At 37.4% G+C, this 18427-nt stretch carries 18 protein-coding genes; 4 read left to right on the forward strand and 14 right to left on the reverse strand.

Translation table 11 applies throughout. The features are described from left to right. A partial coding sequence (locus tag ACQR30_RS06400; protein WP_429732905.1) for an ABC transporter permease occupies positions 1–962 on the reverse strand: 962 nt, incomplete at its 3' end. 191 nt (positions 963–1153) lie between these two features. On the opposite strand from ACQR30_RS06400, the gene ACQR30_RS06405 reads away from it, so the two are divergent. The 3 genes from ACQR30_RS06405 (at position 1154) to ACQR30_RS06415 (ending at position 4410) form a co-directional block, all read left to right on the forward strand. Beyond that, positions 1154–1576, forward strand: coding sequence for a cytochrome c maturation protein CcmE (locus ACQR30_RS06405; RefSeq protein ID WP_429732908.1), 423 nt, complete (start codon positions 1154–1156; stop codon positions 1574–1576). 68 nt (positions 1577–1644) lie between these two features. Next, positions 1645–4095, forward strand: coding sequence for a cytochrome c biogenesis protein CcsA (ccsA, locus tag ACQR30_RS06410; RefSeq protein ID WP_429732911.1), 2451 nt, complete (start codon positions 1645–1647; stop codon positions 4093–4095). Between the two features lie 66 nt (positions 4096–4161). Next, a complete protein-coding gene (locus ACQR30_RS06415) occupies positions 4162–4410 on the forward strand; it encodes a hypothetical protein (RefSeq protein ID WP_429732913.1) in 249 nt (82 codons plus the stop codon). A gap of 5 nt (positions 4411–4415) precedes the next feature. On the opposite strand, the gene ACQR30_RS06420 is transcribed toward ACQR30_RS06415, so the two are convergent. Together ACQR30_RS06420 and ACQR30_RS06425 are read right to left on the reverse strand one after the other, a co-directional pair. Then, on the reverse strand, positions 4416–4892 hold the full coding sequence (locus ACQR30_RS06420; RefSeq protein ID WP_429732916.1) for a heme-binding domain-containing protein: 477 nt from the start codon (positions 4890–4892) through the stop codon (positions 4416–4418). A gap of 98 nt (positions 4893–4990) precedes the next feature. Continuing rightward, complete coding sequence (locus tag ACQR30_RS06425) at positions 4991–6064, reverse strand: glycoside hydrolase family 53 protein (RefSeq protein WP_429732918.1); 1074 nt, start codon at positions 6062–6064, stop codon at positions 4991–4993. A 158-nt stretch (positions 6065–6222) separates the two neighbouring features. Here ACQR30_RS06425 and rsgA point away from each other — a divergent pair, with 158 nt between their 5' ends. After that, positions 6223–7149 (forward strand): ribosome small subunit-dependent GTPase A, encoded by a 927-nt coding sequence (gene rsgA / locus ACQR30_RS06430; protein WP_429732921.1) that lies wholly within the window; start codon positions 6223–6225, stop codon positions 7147–7149. A gap of 7 nt (positions 7150–7156) precedes the next feature. On the opposite strand, the gene ACQR30_RS06435 is transcribed toward rsgA, so the two are convergent. The 11 genes from ACQR30_RS06435 to ACQR30_RS06485 all read right to left on the reverse strand — a co-directional run bounded on the left by ACQR30_RS06435 (position 7157) and on the right by ACQR30_RS06485 (position 18417). After that, positions 7157–7681, reverse strand: a complete 525-nt coding sequence (locus ACQR30_RS06435; RefSeq protein ID WP_429732923.1) for a gamma carbonic anhydrase family protein — start codon at positions 7679–7681, stop codon at positions 7157–7159. Between the two features lie 106 nt (positions 7682–7787). After that, the gene (locus tag ACQR30_RS06440) at positions 7788–8702 is read right to left on the reverse strand and encodes a phosphoribosylaminoimidazolesuccinocarboxamide synthase (protein ID WP_429732925.1); all 915 of its coding nucleotides are present in this window, start codon (positions 8700–8702) and stop codon (positions 7788–7790) included. A gap of 190 nt (positions 8703–8892) precedes the next feature. Further along, positions 8893–9882, reverse strand: coding sequence for a glycoside hydrolase family 3 C-terminal domain-containing protein (locus ACQR30_RS06445; protein ID WP_429732927.1), 990 nt, complete (start codon positions 9880–9882; stop codon positions 8893–8895). A 21-nt stretch (positions 9883–9903) separates the two neighbouring features. Continuing rightward, the gene (locus ACQR30_RS06450) at positions 9904–11094 is read right to left on the reverse strand and encodes a glycoside hydrolase family 3 protein (protein WP_429732930.1); all 1191 of its coding nucleotides are present in this window, start codon (positions 11092–11094) and stop codon (positions 9904–9906) included. Between the two features lie 336 nt (positions 11095–11430). Then, positions 11431–12156, reverse strand: a complete 726-nt coding sequence (locus ACQR30_RS06455; RefSeq protein WP_429732933.1) for a LytR/AlgR family response regulator transcription factor — start codon at positions 12154–12156, stop codon at positions 11431–11433. A gap of 17 nt (positions 12157–12173) precedes the next feature. Beyond that, entirely contained in the window at positions 12174–13262 is a 1089-nt protein-coding gene (locus ACQR30_RS06460) for a sensor histidine kinase (RefSeq protein ID WP_429732936.1), read from the reverse strand. Between the two features lie 35 nt (positions 13263–13297). Beyond that, complete coding sequence (locus tag ACQR30_RS06465) at positions 13298–14137, reverse strand: LiaF transmembrane domain-containing protein (RefSeq protein WP_429732938.1); 840 nt, start codon at positions 14135–14137, stop codon at positions 13298–13300. A 384-nt stretch (positions 14138–14521) separates the two neighbouring features. Beyond that, positions 14522–15298: a DUF937 domain-containing protein gene (locus ACQR30_RS06470; protein WP_429732941.1), complete on the reverse strand. Its 777-nt coding sequence runs from the start codon at positions 15296–15298 to the stop codon at positions 14522–14524. A 173-nt stretch (positions 15299–15471) separates the two neighbouring features. Continuing rightward, positions 15472–17340: a TonB-dependent receptor plug domain-containing protein gene (locus ACQR30_RS06475; RefSeq protein ID WP_429732944.1), complete on the reverse strand. Its 1869-nt coding sequence runs from the start codon at positions 17338–17340 to the stop codon at positions 15472–15474. Positions 17341–17379: 39 nt separating this feature from the next. Next, positions 17380–17733, reverse strand: coding sequence for a BlaI/MecI/CopY family transcriptional regulator (locus ACQR30_RS06480; RefSeq protein ID WP_429732947.1), 354 nt, complete (start codon positions 17731–17733; stop codon positions 17380–17382). Between the two features lie 138 nt (positions 17734–17871). Further along, the gene (locus ACQR30_RS06485) at positions 17872–18417 is read right to left on the reverse strand and encodes a DUF420 domain-containing protein (RefSeq protein WP_429732950.1); all 546 of its coding nucleotides are present in this window, start codon (positions 18415–18417) and stop codon (positions 17872–17874) included. Positions 18418–18427 lie beyond the last annotated feature (10 nt).

The raw sequence follows: 18427 nt of genomic DNA on the forward strand, positions 1-18427 counted from the left end.
AAATTATAGTTTTCCTTTATCATCAGGCCCCAGCTGGGTTGGGGTGGCTGCACACCAAGGCCAAGAAAGCTCAATCCCGCTTCTATCACAATAGCAGAGGCAAAATTACTTGCGGCAATTACCATTACCGGACCAACAATATTAGGTATAATATGTCTTATAATGATTCGACTATTGCTAAATCCCAGGACCTTGGCAGCTTCAATGTATTCAAGTTTTTTAATTGCCAAAACCTGTCCTCGAACGAGTCTCGCAACACTTACCCAAAGTGTAAGACCAACGGCAACAAAGACCTGCCAAAAACCTTTCCCCAATAACAATGTAATGGCAAAAACCAATAGCAGTGTAGGGATAGACCAAATCACATTAATCAACCAAAGCACAAAATTATCGACACGGCCGCCAAAATATCCGGCAATTGCGCCCAAAAAGACTCCTAATGTGAGCGAAAGAAAAACAGCAATTAGGCCGACTGCAAGACTTACACGCGTGCCTAATAACAGACGGCTCACAATGTCTCGTCCAAATTTATCCGTTCCCAAATAAAAAGTTTCTTTGCTTACAGCGGGTTGCATGACCTTATTGGCCGAAAAAAATAGTGTCTCACTCACCCCTTCATCTATATATTTTTTTATCACATATCCTGAATCATTTTTTTGATACGCAACAATAGGCAACAATTGATAATCTACCTCTTTGCCAAATAATAAACGGTGAAAAAAAGAAATATCAGCAGCGTTTCGTTCTTTTTTTAGTCGCAGAAACTCCATAGAAAAACCTGGCCTTTGATTGGCAATTTCTGTAGTCATACGATTGCAATTAGGGGAGCTATCTGGTGCCAAGAGGTACGCAAACACAGAGATAAATATAGAAAATGAGATAATAATCAGTCCGAAGAAAGCACCTTTATTTTTCAAAAGGCGTTTAAATACAGATCGGCTTCTTTTATTATGTTCTTCCATAAAGTGAAGATAAATCAATGATAGCAAAATTAGAGAACCGAAATGTGATTAATTGAAGCTAAGTGGAGGTCGTTCCCTGACTTTCGCACCCTAAAAAGAAATGCATTATATCTAACTTTTAACGAAGGCGATAGTTTTCCACTATATTTTTAACGTACCTTTGCATCACCTTTCAAATAAAACTTTTTGAAATGAAGAAATTACATATTGTTGCATTGGTGGTGATTGCTGTAGTAATAGCGTTATTAATAAGCCAGCTGGGAAGTTTTTCTACTTATGAAACGGTCGCTTCAGCTAAGGCCAAGATGGGCAAAACTGTTACAGTAATCGCAAAATTAGAAAAGCAAACTGTTAAATATGATCCGATAAGAAATCCAAACTACTTAACGTTTCAGGTTGAAGATACTTTGGGCAATAAAATGAATGTCGCTTACTATTTCGAAAAGCCTACAGATATGGAAAAATCTGAACGTATCGTATTGAAAGGAAAGATGGATCAAAATGGCGTTTTTCAAATAAAAGAACAAAGTGGAATACTGCTTAAATGCCCATCTAAATACAAAGACAACCCAAATGCAATGAAAGAAAGTTTAAGCGTAAAGGCTGTTTTATGACCTATGTTTTATTCAATAAGATATTGAATAAAAACCTTCTATTATTCAATTTGTAAGCATACATTGATATGACATATACAGGCGAGCATTTAATCCCTGGAGAACTGGGGCACCTTGCAAGCATAGTTTCGCTGGTAATTACACTTATCGCTACTATCGCGTTTTACAAATCAAACAAGGCCATACTTCCGGAAGAAAAAAAGAGCTGGCTAAAGCTGGCAAGAGCAGCGTTCATATTAGAAGTGGTGGCTGTAATTACGACTATCGCATGTATTTATTTCATATTATCTCACAACCTTTTTGAATATTTCTACGCCTGGGACCATAGTGACAAGACCCTTCAACCGGAATATATTTTCAGTTGTTTGTGGGAAGGACAGGAAGGTAGTTTCTTGTTGTGGACATTTTGGAACTGTGTATTGGGTTGCATCCTAATGATTCGGGCCAAAAAATGGGAAGCACCGGTAATGACGGTTATCAGTTTCGCACAATTTTGCCTGGCGACTATGATTATTGGTGTATATGTTTTCGGGTTAAAGGTCGGTAGTGATCCATTCTTACTAATGCGCCAAAAAGGAATATTAGATAACGCCCCCGTATTTATAGATCAGGCAACAGGATTATTCAAACAAAATTATCTTCAATTTCTAAGAGATGGACAAGGGTTAAATACAACCTTGCAAAACTATTGGATGGTTATACATCCGCCTATTTTATTCTTGGGCTTTGCCTCTACAATTGTTCCGTTTGCCTATGCCTTCGCTGGCTTGACCAACAAAGATCACAGTTGGACAAAATATTCCATTTCCTGGGCAGCCTTTTCCGGAGGTGTTTTAGGATTAGGTATTATGATGGGTGCTGCTTGGGCTTATGAAAGCTTAAATTTTGGTGGTTTTTGGGCCTGGGATCCAGTCGAAAATGCATCACTGGTTCCTTGGATAATAATGGTGGCTGGATTGCACACCAATATGGTTTACAAAAACTCTAAGTATTCACTCAGGACAACTTATCTTTTCTATATACTATCATTCAGCCTGGTACTTTACGCCACTTATTTAACAAGAAGCGGCGTGCTGGGCGACACATCGGTACACTCCTTTACCGGAGCAGATATGAGCATACAGCTCATATCCTTTATATTAATTTTCTTTATTCCGGCGATGATATTATTTTTCATCAGGAAAAAAGACATGCCGACCATTAAAAAAGAAGAGAGCCTTTATAGCCGGGAATTCTGGATGTTTATCGGTTCATTAATACTATTTTTAGCTGGCATCATTATCATTGGAAAAACATCGATACCCGTCTTCAATAAAATATTTGGGACAAAAATTGCACAACCCGAAGACGTATTGTTTTCTTACAATCAGATACAAATTTTTATTGTTTTTATTATAGGCGCTTTGACTGCTTTTGTACAATATTTTAAATATAAAGACACGACAAAAGCATATTTAAAAAGCAAATTACTTTTACCAACAATTATCTCTTTACTAGTAACCATCGCCTTTTGTTCCGTTGTAAAAATCGACTACCTTGAACACGGTGTAGGCTTTTTGGTGGCTATTTACATCGCGCTTTTCTCCGCTTTTTATGCCGTCATTGCAAATATTAGCTATATTTTCCTGGTATTAGGTGGAAAAATAAAAACAGTAGGTGCTTCTGTCGCACATATAGGATTTGGCTTGGTGCTTTTGGGCGTTCTTTTATCATCTAGTAAAAAACATATTCTTAGTAAAAACACAACCGGTATCCCTTTGTTTGAAAAAACAAAAACAGAAGATCCAGCCGAAAATATTACCCTATTTAGAGGCTTGCCTATTGATATGGGAAAATATATGGTGACATTTGTAGGAGACTCCATGAATACAAGGGCTAAACAACGTGTATTTACTATTCATTTTCAAGACAAGAAAACAAAGGAAGAATTCACACTACATCCTTATTGGTTAAAAAATAATCGTCAGGCAGAAGGCTTTGGTGCAACCCCTAATTCAAAACATTTTTGGAATAAGGATATTTACGCCTATGTAAGTTCCTGGCAACAGCAGGGTACGGACACCACTACATTTAGAGCATCGGAAATAAAAGTAGGTGATACAACTTTTTACTCTAATGGCATGTTGGTTTTAAACAAAGTTGATGTCAATAAGCCCAACGAAAAGTATCCTACAATTACACCTGACGAGATGCTGATGACGCTGAACATGGCAGTGATTTCAAAAGACGGCAGCAAATTCCCGGCGACTCCAATGGTATTGATAAAAAAAGATAATGCGAAGGTTATTCCCGATACGGTAATGGCACAAGGCTTGGTCATAAAATTCAACAAAGTACTCAATGACAAAGACGGAAAATTAGAAATAGGTGTCAAAGAAAGCAATTCCTTGAACGACGCACTTACGCTTAAAGTAATCGAATTTCCATTTATAAGTGTGCTATGGATAGGCGTAATCGTAATGGTGATTGGGTTCTGGATGAGTGTATATCAGGGAGTGCGGAAATTAAAGGCGCGATAAAATTCGTTGCACCCATCTATTTAAGTTGGGTTGATAGATCGTCTATTAAAATTTAATCTTTAAAAAATGAAACAGCTAAAAAATATTTTATTACTTGTTTTGCTCTCTGCATTTACGTTTTCTCAAACAATAGCACAATGCGCGTTGTGCACCAAGACTGCGGCACAATTGGGTGATGGACCTGCTAGCGGATTAAATAATGGCATCCTATATTTGATGAGCATTCCCCTTTGCCTATTATTCTATATTGGTTATAGATGGTATCAACGCGAGCGGTTTATCGTAAAGAATGAAAACCCTAATCCAAATCCTTAATATAGCTACTTAGCCAAAGCCGTAGTATTTTTTGTCTTAATTTCTTTACTTAAATTTTCAGCCCATTTTATCAGCACATTTTTTTGATCCACTGTCAGCCTTGCGTCACTATGGATTAAATTATACGATGTCAAAGGCATACCATCGTTCTTGATTTCTTTCACAACCTCGTCTATCTTATGCGCCTGTTTTTTTAACGTATAACCTGCAAACTCGTCAAAGTTCAAATGTCTTTTCCCATCATTCACGTGCTTAGCTAAATACCAAGTAGTTGGCTGTATTTTATTATACCAAGGGTAACGAGTGTTGTTGGTATGGCAGTCGTTACAGGCAACTTTTAGAATCGTCTGTACATCATGAGGCACTTCATAGTGTAGTGCGATCGCATTAGGCGTAGGTGCCGAAGAAATATTTTTTACCGGATGAAAAAACTGAATAGCAATAAAAACGATTACTAACAGCATCAATATTTTCTTAGCCATAAGACAACTTTTAATTTAATCTAATAAAGGAACGAAAATAATTCGTTTCTTTATTAATCATTTACAAATATGGGAAAATGTCACACCCTTTAACCCCATCAATTTTGCGCAAATGCATCCAATGCATGCGTGGGCTTGCCATCATTGCCCCAGGCACTCAACGGATAATGACTCCAACTTCTCGCGCCTTCCGGCTCCCAATAAATAATGCCCAAACCTTCGTTATTCGGCACCTGTCGTACCTTCTGTTGCACTGCCATTAGCATATCATACGTATTTTGCGGTTGATCGTCTTCACCGCCCACTTCCACCACCATTACTTCCTTGCCATATCTTGATACCATATCCTTCAAATTATTTCCAAGATCATCAATAGATAAAGTATAATCCGGCTTTCCCGGTAGCCAATAAGGGTAATAAGACATGCCAATAACGTCGTACTTTGCATGATGCACTGTTGCACTGTCGAACCAGGTTCTAAAACGCTGATTATTATTGCCTTGATCTATATGCAAAATCACCTTAGTAGTTGGACTAACAGCTTTTATAGCATCATACCCTTTATTTATCAACTGCACCAGGCTATCCCAGTGATCTGTTGAGCCTTCTGGATAAATCATACCACTTGCGATTTCATTACCCACTTGCACCCACTCGGGTGTTACACCATTGTTTTTTAGCCCTTGCATCACACCATACGTATAATTATAGACATCTGAAAGCAAATGAAAGAAATCATCACCCACCCACCCAGCAGGTTTTACCTGCTTTGACGGATCTGCCCAACTGTCACTATAATGAAGATCTATCATCACACGCATACCCCATTTTTTTGCGCGAACTGCCATAGCAATTGTTTCAGCAGTACTACAATGTCCGCTTTGTGGGTTATTGGAAGGATTTACCCAGGCCCTTAAACGAACAGTATTAATACCATGATCTTTCAATATTTGAAAACAGTCCTGTGCTATTCCTTTGTCATTATAAAAAGTATAACCACTAGCTTCCATCTGCGGTAGCCAACCAATATCCGCACCTTTTACAAATGTCGATCCACTCGAATCAGTTGTGTCATCAGGTAGCTTTTTATTGGAGGAAGTTTTTGCGCAGGAATAATTTATCAACAAAATAGCAGAAAGAAAAATGGAAACAATTATTTTAGAGAAATTCATCTTATTTGGTTTTATTATTTTGCAATAGATAAAGTTAAGTAAAATAAAAGTAGTGCAAAAGGAACCATTTTCCGGTATAAACTTCGAAAAAGAACAAAGTAATTTTGCCATCTTTAAACTCAATCAATTGCAATATCTTCGCTGTAAATAATTTCTACTTGCAGGCAATAGTTTATAAATCTACAGGAAGCTGGTATATTGTACAAGCCAGTAATGGCAATACTTTCAATGCAAGGTTGAAAGGGGTTATGAAGTTAGATGGCATTACCTCAACAAATCCTATTGCTGTGGGCGATGAAGTGAATGTAGAAGAAGATACCGAAAGCGAAAAATCGGTTATCATCACGAAAATATTAGACAGAAAGAATTATATCGCACGCATCTCCCCACACAACAAAAACCAACACCATATTGTAGCGGCGAATCTAGATCAAGTATTACTTTTTGCCACCTTAAAAAATCCAAAAACATCTTCCGGTTTTATCGATCGCTTTTTGGTTTCCGCCGAAGCCTTCCACGTGCCGGCCATTATTGTTTTTAATAAAATAGATTTATACAAAAAGAAAGAGTTGGAGTTGTTGCAACAGATGAAGAAAACCTATTGTGCCATTGGCTACAATATTATCGCTCTAAGTATGGAGACCAAGGAAGGTTTGAGTAATCTGCAAGATATATTAAAAGATAAAACCACTCTATTAAGCGGACATTCAGGCGTAGGTAAATCTACTTTTATCAACAACATCTTTCCGGAGAAAAATTTGCGCACCCAGGAAGTAAGTGATTGGAGTGGTAAAGGGCTACATACCACCACTTTTGCCGAAATGTTTAACTTGCCTTTTGGCGGAAGAATTATTGATACACCCGGTATTCGTGAATTCGGGCTGGTGGATATTGAAAAAGCAGAACTCTCTCATTATTTTCCGGAAATGCGCGCATTGATCCATAGTTGTAAATTTAACAACTGCATGCATATTGAAGAGCCCGGTTGTGCCGTGACAGCAGCGGTAGCCAAAGGAGTCATTTCTGTAGAACGCTATATTAGCTACCGAAATATTTTAGACACGATGGACATCAAAAATTATTAGTTGAAGCTTACTCTACTGTCTTCACTTCCTTATACCAATCAGCATAAATCAAATAACTATCTGCAATACGTTCGATTTCGTGCTCAATTAAATTTGGTGAGATTTCTTTTATTTTTTGGGCAGGCACTCCACCGTAAATGCTCCCTTCTTCCACAATAGTATTTTTCAAAACCACCGCACCCGCAGCAATAATCGCATTGGAGTGCACAATACATCCATCCATTATAATGGCGCCTATGCCCACCAACACATTATCTTGAATCGTACAGCCATGAATAACAGCATTGTGTCCGATAGAAACATTATTGCCAATCGTAGTGGTGGTTTTTTGATAAGTACAATGTATAATTACCCCATCTTGCACATTTACTTTATTGCCTATTTTTATACTGTTTACATCGCCGCGGATTACTGCATTGAACCAGACACTAGAATTTTCTCCAATTTCCACATCACCAATAATAGTCGCATTTGGCGCAATATAAATATTGTCTCCTAATTGTGGTGTTTTACCTCTTACAGAAAGAATCATTCGAATAACGGTTTAAAAATGATGAATTATGACTGTCTCTTATGTACCATTTTGATTTTACAATTTTTACCATTAAGACCTGTGAGCTGCACTTTAATCTTTTCTATTATAACAGTTTTACAATTGCTTCAAAAGTTTGTTCGTCCGCCCAATCCTCGGGAACAAATTTTTCACCTGTAACAGCTTCGTACAGTTCTATATAACGTTTAGAAATGGTGTCAATCCACTCTCCAGACATTTCAGGAACTACCTGCCCTTCTTTGCCCATAAAATTATTCTCTATCAGCCACTCCCGGACAAACTCCTTACTTAATTGCTTTTGACGCTCGCCACTCAACTGCCTCCCCTCAAAACCGTCCAGATAAAAATAGCGCGAAGAGTCGGGCGTATGAATTTCATCCATTAAAATAATTTTGTCCCCGATTCTACCAAACTCATATTTGGTGTCAACTAAAATAAGCCCACGGGCTGCAGCCATCTCTTTTCCTCGCGCAAATAAAGCTAAGGCATATTTTTCCAAAATATTCCAATCTTCCATTGTTGCCAAATTTTTAGCAATTATTTCTTCTTTGGAAATATCTTCATCGTGCCCCTCATCGGCTTTTGTAGAAGGAGTAATAATAGGTGTGGGAAAAAAATCATTTTCTTTCATCCCTTCCGGCAAATGCACACCACATAAAACGCGCTTACCACTTGCATAGGTCCGCCAGGCATGGCCTGTAAGATTACCACGCACCACCATCTCTATTTTAAAAGGAATACATTTTCTACCCATCGAAACATTAGGAGCAGGATTCGCGGTAAGCCAGTTAGGGCAAATATCTTCGGTTGCTTTCAACATATGAGCAGCCACCTGATTCAATACTTGTCCCTTGTAAGGAATTGGTTTTGGCAAAATAACGTCGAAAGCCGAAATGCGGTTGCTGGCAACCATTATTAATGTATCTTCTCCAATGGTATAAACATCGCGCACTTTGCCTTTATAAAAATTTGTTTGCTTAGGAAAATGAAACTGGGGCATAAAAAACTAAAATATTTTGAGCCACAAAATTAGCTCAAATGTTGCATAGTTGGAGGAGAATAAAATGAAAGGTAAAAATTGAATCTTCAGAACCCTTTAAAATGATCTACTCCTGGTTTTAATGCGTAGCTTTTTGCTGCGCAGCCAAGGAAAAACTAACGAAGCAAATATAATTAGGCCATACTTATGCTCACAAATTTTGGATCTCCTTAGGATAATGAATCGGATGCGTTCTTTCCACGATAAGTTTCGAAGCAACATTAAAAGTAGCTTGTTGCTTTATATCAGCAGAAGACGCACCTATCTTTAAAGTGTATATTCCTTTGTCCGCAATCCAAGCGTTATCATCCTGCTCAAAGGATGCCAGATCCGCCGGTGTAACCGTAAAATGAATGGTTTGGGTTTCGCCCGGTTGCAGCAACTTTGTTTTTGCAAATGCTTTCAATTCTTCTTCCGGTTTCTGCAACTTCCCCTTAGGTGCAGAAATATACAGTTGCACCACTTCTTTTCCCGCGCTTTGTCCATCATTTTTTATGGTAACGCTTGCAGCAATCTGATTATGAAAACTGGAAGAACTTATTTGTAAATTACCAAAATCAAAATGGGTATAACTCAACCCATAACCAAAAGGGTATGCAGGCTTCACATCAAACGTATTAAAATACCGATAGCCGACAAAGATTCCTTCTTTGTAATCTACTTCCCGGTTGGTGGAATTACTGCCAAAAATAGCGTTACGCGCTTGCTTTGGAAAGGTCGTGCCGGGGAAATTTTCTGCCGATGGTTCATCAGAATATTTCATAGGAAAGGTAACTGCAAGCCTTCCAGAGGGGTCTATTTTTCCACTCAAGATATCCGCAACGGCATTGCCGGCTTCTAAACCAGGCTGCCATGCTAACAATATGGCATCAACATCATCGCGCCAACTTGCCACCTCCATTACACCCCCAATATTTAAAACAATAACCACTTTTTTACCCTTCGCGTGAAATGCCGTAGAGATATTTTTAATCATTTCTCTTTCGCTATTTTTCAGGGTAAAATCGCCGTCAATAGGACGATCACTACCTTCGCCTGCATTTCGGCCAATGGTGATAATGGCCACATCATCATTATCGGCCAATGCATCAACAGAAGCTGTGGTTGATTGAGGGTCGATCATGTAGCCACTATTTTTCAATCCTTCTGCGAGGGAAATAACCTAAGGCTTGTGCTCGTCACCACTTCCAGTGCCGTTAGCGATAGTATGATAAGATGCGTCGCCAAGCAGTGCAATCTTGGTAGGGGCCTTTTTTAAGGGCAAGGCTTCCCCTTCATTTTTCAATAAAATCATCCCCTCAGAAGCCGCCATACGGGATATTTTCGCATGCGCTTCTATATTCGGCTTTTGGGAGTACTTATATTTTTTGAATGCAGGAGATTTCACAATCAAGGCCAGTACACTTGCAACATTTCTATCAATAGATTTTATGGAAAGGGTGCCATTTTTAGCGGCAGCAATAATCGCATTGTATTGCCCTTCTGTTCCCGGCATAAGTAAATCGCTACCCGCTTTTATCTGTTCTACCGGGTGCCTTCCGCCACCCCAATCGGTCATTACCATACCTTTGAAGCCCCATTCTTTTCTCAACACAGTGGTGTTTAAATCATAATTTTCCGAAGTATAAATTCCGTTTACTTTGTTATAAGAATTCATCACTGTCCAGGGCTGCGATTTTTTCACGGCAATTTCAAATCCTCTCAAATATATCTCTCTTAATGCCCGTTCGCTTATGAGTTCGTTTAAAGTTGTCCGATCGGTTTCTTCGTTATTTGCAACGAAATGTTTGATAGAGGTCCCTACACCATTAGATTGAATCCCGTTGACCAACGCCGCTGCTATATTGCCAGCAATCACAGGATCTTCGGAGTAGTATTCAAAATTTCTTCCGTCTAAAGGGTTGCGTTGAATATTCATCGCAGGAGCAAGTATGACATCTACACCAAACTCTTTTATTTCATTGCCAAAAGCTTTTCCCACTTTATAAACCAAAGCCGTATCCCAGGTGGAAGCTAGTAAAGTTGCCACCGGAAAGCCTGTAGCATAGTATGTTTTAGAGCTATCATTATTTCTTATCGGATTAATCCTTACGCCAGCGGGGCCATCAGATAAAACTAATGATGGAAGTTTTAACTGGATAAGAGGAAAAGTCGTACCTGCCGCGCCGGGAACTTTTTCGCGGGCCGTTTTAGATGCACCCTCCAGATTAAAATCATTGCCTACTAATAAACGCGCCTTTTGTTCCAAGGTCATTTTAGAAAGTATAGACTGAACGAGTTGCCGATTGGCAGACTGGGCAAGAAGACAAGAGCCAGATAAAAGTAAAGACACAATAAGTGAAAACTTTTTCATGCATTAATTTTTATTCAACGATAAAAAATATAATTACTTTTTATAAGTAACCTAACAGGGTAAGTACCTCTATCATTAATCTAAGAAAGCCACTATAGCAATATTTACCGCCTTAAAACTGTATAGATTTAGCATAATTATGATCCTTAAAGATAAGTATTTATATAGAATATCACATTCAAAATCCATCCTCGTAAAAATACCCTCAATATATGTCAGCATAACCTAGAGAAATGAAGATTCTGCGAAGCACAAAATTAAAATAGCCGGTGCCCTCGTCGGTTTTTGGCCGACATAAAGTACCGGTTGGTGACTCCAGGCTTGCTAAGCAAGAAGCTATATGCCCAAAACTACTTTAAGTTTACCATAGCCACTGCGACTTACAGGCAGCCGCACATCATTACGCAATACAACACAATACTGATCTTTTTCATACAAATCTACTTTATGAATATGTTGCACATTTACCAAACAAGAACGGTGAACACGGACAAATTGGTGCATCGGTAACTGTTGCTCAAAATTGTTCATTGTTTGATGTTTGAGATAATATTTATCGTGGGTATGTACTTTTACATAATCGTCTGCTGACTCTAAGTAAAAAATTTCAGGTAGTGGTAAGATTTTAATATTGCCATTCATCTTTACGACTATTCTTTGCATTTGCTCCGGCAATTGAAGTACTTTTCCCCTCAAATCTTCTGAGTTATTATCCTTTTGCTGACGTATTTTTTGAAGCGATTTACTTAACCTTTCCGGGTTAAGCGGCTTCAATAAATAATCCAGCGCATTGACTTCAAATGCTTTAAGCGCATATTCATCATATGCAGTTGTAAAAACCACACGTGGTGGATTTTCCAGCAATTCCAGCATCTCAAATCCGGTAATTTTAGGCATTTGAATGTCCAGAAAGATCAGATCCGGTTGAAGGTCTTGAATAGCTTTTAACGCTTCAAAACCATCACCGCATTCAGCAACAATTTCAATATCTTTTTCAGCCTCTAAAAGCTCTAGCAATAAAGAACGAGCCAATGGTTCATCATCGATAATAATTGTACGCATAAAACATTTTTAAAAATTCAAATATTATTTCTTATAGGAATGGCGATCGTCGCCATAAAAGTTTGCAACGGCGAACTTTCATCACTTCTCGTAGACTCCAATGGTTGTACTTTCTGTTCTATTTTTAATAAATCATTTCTTGCAAACAATAAATACAATCTTCTTCTAATGGACTCCAAGCCAAAACCCGTTCCCTTTGTGGCTACAGCGTCCAAATCGTAGGGGTTAGTAATACTGAAAACGAGTGCATCCTTTTTTCTTATCACTTTAATTACTATATGCACGGAACCAATAGTCCCATACAAACCATATTTAATCGCATTCTCGACTAATGGTTGTAACAAAAAAGGAGGTATTTGTATTTCATCACAATCTATTTCAATATACTCCTCTATGACTAATCTATGTCCAAAGCGCACTTGTTCAATAGCCAAATACAATTTCAGGTCACTTAATTCTTCTCGAAAAGTTATAAAGGTATCATCCTCTTTTCTCAGGGTGCTGCGCAGATAATCGGACAACTGTTGTATCATATTCCTCGCATTCTTAGGGTCACGGCCAATAAGTGCATTAATAGAATTCAAACTATTAAATAAAAAATGTGGCTGTAATTGTTGCCGCAATTTATATAGTTCAGCTTCTTTCCTTAACTGTTGGGCCTGTTGCTCCTCAATAATAGAAGCGCGTGTCTGATTAAGTTGATTGGCTAAAAAATTAATAGCACTAAAACAGAATAAGATTACCCATCCCACAAATCCACGCATAAAAAAACTCGTTTGCCAAAGCGCAACATAGTTTTTTTGTGTAGCAAAGAGATCAATTAAAGCATAGCGACAAAAATAAATCCACAACAACGCAAAAACTATATTCTGAAAAATCATCACCACATAATCTGCTCGGGAGGAAAAATTAAAAGATCTTGCATATTTAATAAAGAAGAATAAACCATACAATAACAAACTACTTCCCAAAGCATCAACCAACGATATTTCTAAAGGAATGGTGTTGATGAAATATAACCAATAGAACTGCGCACACGCTATCATCGCAAGAAAGATGGCTCCCCTACTTTTTATATTTATGCGGCGAAGTTTTATTTGTATCAATAGCTCTTATTTAAACCTTAATATGCATTTGTTTATTAGTTCATAATCTCTACACCACCACAAAAAATACTACCACGCAAAATGAGTGTTTTATCTTGAACATTTCCTGCAACCGATCTTCGTTTATCCTCAATGCCGCCCATAAAAGCGGTAAGTTCATTTTGGATATTCCAATTAGAAGGAACAATAATTTCCGCGCCGCCAAAAGTTACCGATACAGTAAGAATTGCCTTGTCTTCCATGTCCGCCTGCGTAAGATTTATTTTCCCGCCTCCGAAGGCACAGTTAATAGTGCCTCCTTTGAATGTCTTGGTAAACATCACTTTCTCGCTACTGCCAAAAACGGAATTAATATCAATTACATCTTCACTACTATTGTCAGAGATTTTTGAGCCCTTATTTTGGTATTGATTTTCGAACTTATTAAAATAACGATGTCTTCTATCAAGACGATGCATCCCTACTCTACAGCGTCTCGGGCTATTTCTATTAATGATTATAAAGAATCCCAATAAAATGAGCATTACGGGCAAAGCGTACACACTCATATTCTCTCCAATTTTATCATTATCTCTCAATAAGAAATAAACACCAACAATAATAGGCACTAACCATCCGCCACCGCAAAATCGATGCTTTGCTCCAACAAAAAAACCTGCTAAAATTAAAATCATTGGCCAATCAAAGAGCCAGGAAGGAAACCAGCCTTCCGTTTGAGGTAAGCGGCTCAATAATATAATTATACCGGCAATGATAACAATTAATCCCGCCAAACCATTGTTGTGATTTTTGCGCATTGGAAAATCATTCCATTTATCAAAGCGTGACGCTTGATAATCGCTTCCCATCTCTACTTTCTTTTCTTCGTTTTCCATTATTCAAAATTTTATAATACAAATGTACATCGACTATTCTTCAACTTAAAAAGCATTTTCGATGAGTTAGAGTTATTAGTCGGTGAATGAACCACAGTCAAAAAAAAGGTACGCAGTGGTGCATACCTTTTAAAAATGTTGAAAATTGATAATGCTCAACTATTACATTTAAGTGAATCAGCAAAAAAACTAAATGTTTTGACTTCGTGCTTCACTACGATTTGCTAACTGCCTGCTGGAAGTCGGCAATCTTACTACCCATTGGACATGTATACTCGCAAGTCTCATTCGAGGTTTTTAGAGTCTTATACTGACTATGCAAAATGTCAAAATAATCAACGACTTATATTCCAAAAACCAAAGATTTTTGGGTTTAGCGGCTCATTAAATAAAAGTATTCATAATGCTGTTGTTGGTTATAATCATCGATGTTGCTTGTTCATGGCTGCCTATTACGTGGTCATGCTCTTTCTCATTACCCCAGCAACTGCGAAACAACACTACTATTATAACCATTCCAATAACGGTGATAAGAAGTGTTTTAAGGAAACTGTTACTCTTTTGCATTTGAAAAGTATTTGATTGTTGATGAATATTATTCGCCTCTTCCGTTGGCGAATGCGCGCCCGAAAGTAATAAACTTAAGCCTAAACTTGCAGGAATTATACTAAGAAATCCGGGTTTATTCTTCGCGAGGAAATTATTTATCGATTCAGAACTGCCGCCTTCTTCTATAATATTTTTACCAATACTACCTAATGACGCAATAGCTGAAGCATCAAACAATTGACGCGTACTGCTATTCTTAATGCCTGCAAAGGAAGCGATTTTTTCGACAATATGATGCAAACTGCCACCAAATACATCAAATAAAAAGGAGCTTGACTGTGTAATGTTAGTTTCAGCATTATTTTCTCCTATAAGCCCGTTAAGATGGTGGAAAGATTGATTGTTGAAAATATTTTTAGATTCGCTGATAATGGTTGGCAAAAAAGAGGGTTCATTTGTAATTTTATTGCTCATACCGCCAAAAATTGTTGGTACAATTGCCGATACCGCCTTAGAAAGGTCTTCAAGTTTTTCACCCATTTTTTCCGCGGCTTCTTGCAAAAAACTTCCCTCCAAATGTGATTTAGCGTAGTATAAAATTTTGCTATCCATAGTTGTTTTTTTAAGGGTTAACAAACATATTTACAGGGTTGGATTTAACATTTAATAAAACAAAAACTAAGCCAAAGGGCTTGAAAAGCAATATTGTATATAAAAAAGCAACTTCCAGAATCTGAAAGTTGCTTTATAAAAAATGACCACATAATAATTATTCTCGATCCCTATTATTCCGTCACCGAAAAAACAATTTTTTGTGTTTGGCGATAAGTAACGTCATGCCCATTCTGCACGGCCGGATTCCATTTACCACTTGTTTTAATGACACGTTCGGCTTCAGTACCCATACCATAGGCTGGTTTTGGTGTATGAATAGCTTTAACTTCCGATATGTTTCCATTTTTATCAATTAGAAAAGAAACTATTACGAAGTAGGTTCCAGTAGGCGCACCTTTTTCAGCAGGGATTCGAGAGTTCAAGTTCTTTACCAAATATCCTTGCCACGCTTTCGTACCACCAGGAAAGGTAGCGGGATGTTGTACGGATGTAAATTCTATCGCTGAATTTCTATGCGAACTGTCTTTATTATAATAATTAATTGTAAAGACATGCTGACCTTTATCTTTCGTCGTAATTTCTATCACACCATTTTTACCTTCCGCTCCATATTTTTCAATAGCTTTTTCACTTTTCAAAACATTGATACTGGCAATGGACGGAGGCGTTATTGTATTAATGACATCAAAATCTTTTTTTATTCCATCTACAAACACGAGAGGTGGTGTTCCTCTTTTAATATCGGTAACAGAAACCGTTTGTATTTTATTGGTATCATTGGCGCTTTTTACCTTATTTTTTGTTACAACAAGCACTACTCCGTCTTTGGCTCTATCACCATAAATAGCCCTTGCACCCTCATTTTTTAAGATACTTATGCTTTCTATTTTATTGGCGGGAATGGCACTTAATGCATTTTTATCTTTAGCAGGAAGTCCATCAATTACGTATAAAGGTTGACTTCCATCAGTAGAAAGTCTATATCCAAAAGATTTTTCAGACTTATTATCGGGCGGCAAATTTCCATCTTGTACCAACCGCAGACCCGTAATTCTCCCCTTTACCGGTACTAGTTGCAAAGTTGGATGCGAGGTTGTGTCTTTTTGCTGTTGCAAAACATTTATCAAATTCTGCATGGCGTTTTCGTTTTTCTTTACTTCCATTTTATGAGCACGAAAAGCAAATGCAAAAGTTACGCAACCCAATAATGGTAAAACCAGTAACCGGCGTAAATAACTATACTTCGGCTTTTTAGAATTAGTAATCATCAGTAATCTTTTTTTAATGGTAGAATAAAATAAAGGATGTGCGGGTTCGAAATTAAATTTCCCCATTTGTGTCCGTAATAACATCTGCGCAAAAGCCTCCCCATCGTTATTTTGCACGGCTTTTTTATCTGCTATAAATTCATGAATGAGCAGCAATTCTTTTTTCATAAAATAATAAATCGGATTCATCCAAAAAATGGCGCGCAGTATTTGGAAAAATATTTTATCAAGCGAATGTTTTTGGCGGATATGTGCCATCTCGTGCCTATAGATTTGTTCTCCAATAGCATCACCCAATTCTATATCATTACGCCAAAATAAGTTTTTCATAAAGGAGAACGGTGCGTTTTCAATATCGGTGTTGATGAAATCTATTCCTTCTACCTTCTGGCGCGGAAATGCTTTCTTTAATTGATATATTCTAACAACCCGAATCAAAATAAGTATAAGTAAAATCACCATTACCACAACAGAAGCATATAACAATAACTGTTGCCAGTCAGCCGTGGGCCCAGTTGAACCTACTACTACATCCGGAAGGCTTCCACCGTACATCAATCGCATCATTGCCAACATTTTTTCATTATTGCTACTTATATCAAACATACTCAAATGAAGCAGTGGCAATAAGAAACTAAGAGCTGCGGTGATTAATAAATAAAAACGATTGTAGGGATGGAAATTTTTGTTGCGTAATGCCAACAAATAATAGGCATAGAGAATACCGGAACAAACCACTACCTTGATTAAGTATAACACAATATTTTGCATAACACTCGTTTTTAGTATTTTAAAATAGGATTGCTTTAATTATTTCTTTAATTGCTTCAGTAACAATTCAAGGTCCTTCACACTCATCTCTTTCTCTTTCACCAAAAAGGACACTGCGTCTTTGTAGGAACCACTAAAATAATTACCCACTAAATTATTGAGGGATCCTTTGGAATAATCCTCTTTAGTGATAAGTGGATAATAGCGATGGGCACGACTAAATACCTCATAACTCACAAACTCTTTTTCAATCAAAATTTTTAAAATAGTCGCTACTGTATTGGTGTGCGGTTTTGGCTCAGGCATCTGATCTAAAATGTCTTTTAAGAAGCCTTGTTTAACTTTCCAAACTGCCTGCATTATTTGCTCTTCGGCCCTTGTTAATGTTCTCATTGTATATATTTTATTTATTTAGGTTTTAAATTAATAAATCAAATGTATACCTAATTTATTAGTTTACAAAATTTATTTTAAAAAAATGTCCAACACTACGATGAGTTGGACATTTTTCGAAAAAGTAGAATCAATATATTAGTGGTAATAAGGAGAGATTAGCCAATAAATAATAGGTCCTGAAACGGCAATATAAAACCAGAGCGGCCAAGTAATTCTTGCCATTTTTTTATGCTTTGCAAACTCACCGGTAAGCCCACGATAAGCCGTAAACAGTATAACAGGCAGCATTATAGCCGCTAATAGAATATGTGTTATCAGCAGTATAAAATAAAAAATACGAATAGCTCCTTCGCCTCCGAATTTAGTTTCACCGGCAAATAAATTATGCCCAATGTAGCAAATCAAAAATAAAACGGACAACACCAAAGCTGTAAGCATCATACGTTTGTGCAGCAAATACTTTCTACTTTTTACGGCCAACAAAGCGGCCAACAAAAATAAAGCAACGAATATATTGATAATGGCACTCAGTTTGGCAAATACGTGTGGGTTAAACCCGAGATTTACATTGGTAAGCTTATATTTTCCTAATGCAACAATAATACAGAAAGTAATCGTTGAAAACACCCCAATCAGCCATTTTGCTTTGCGGTCATTTTTTTGAATAGAAGGTTCTAGCATCTCATGTCTA

Origin of the sequence: Arachidicoccus sp., assembly GCF_050436765.1 — a bacterium.
GTDB lineage: Bacteria > Bacteroidota > Bacteroidia > Chitinophagales > Chitinophagaceae > Arachidicoccus.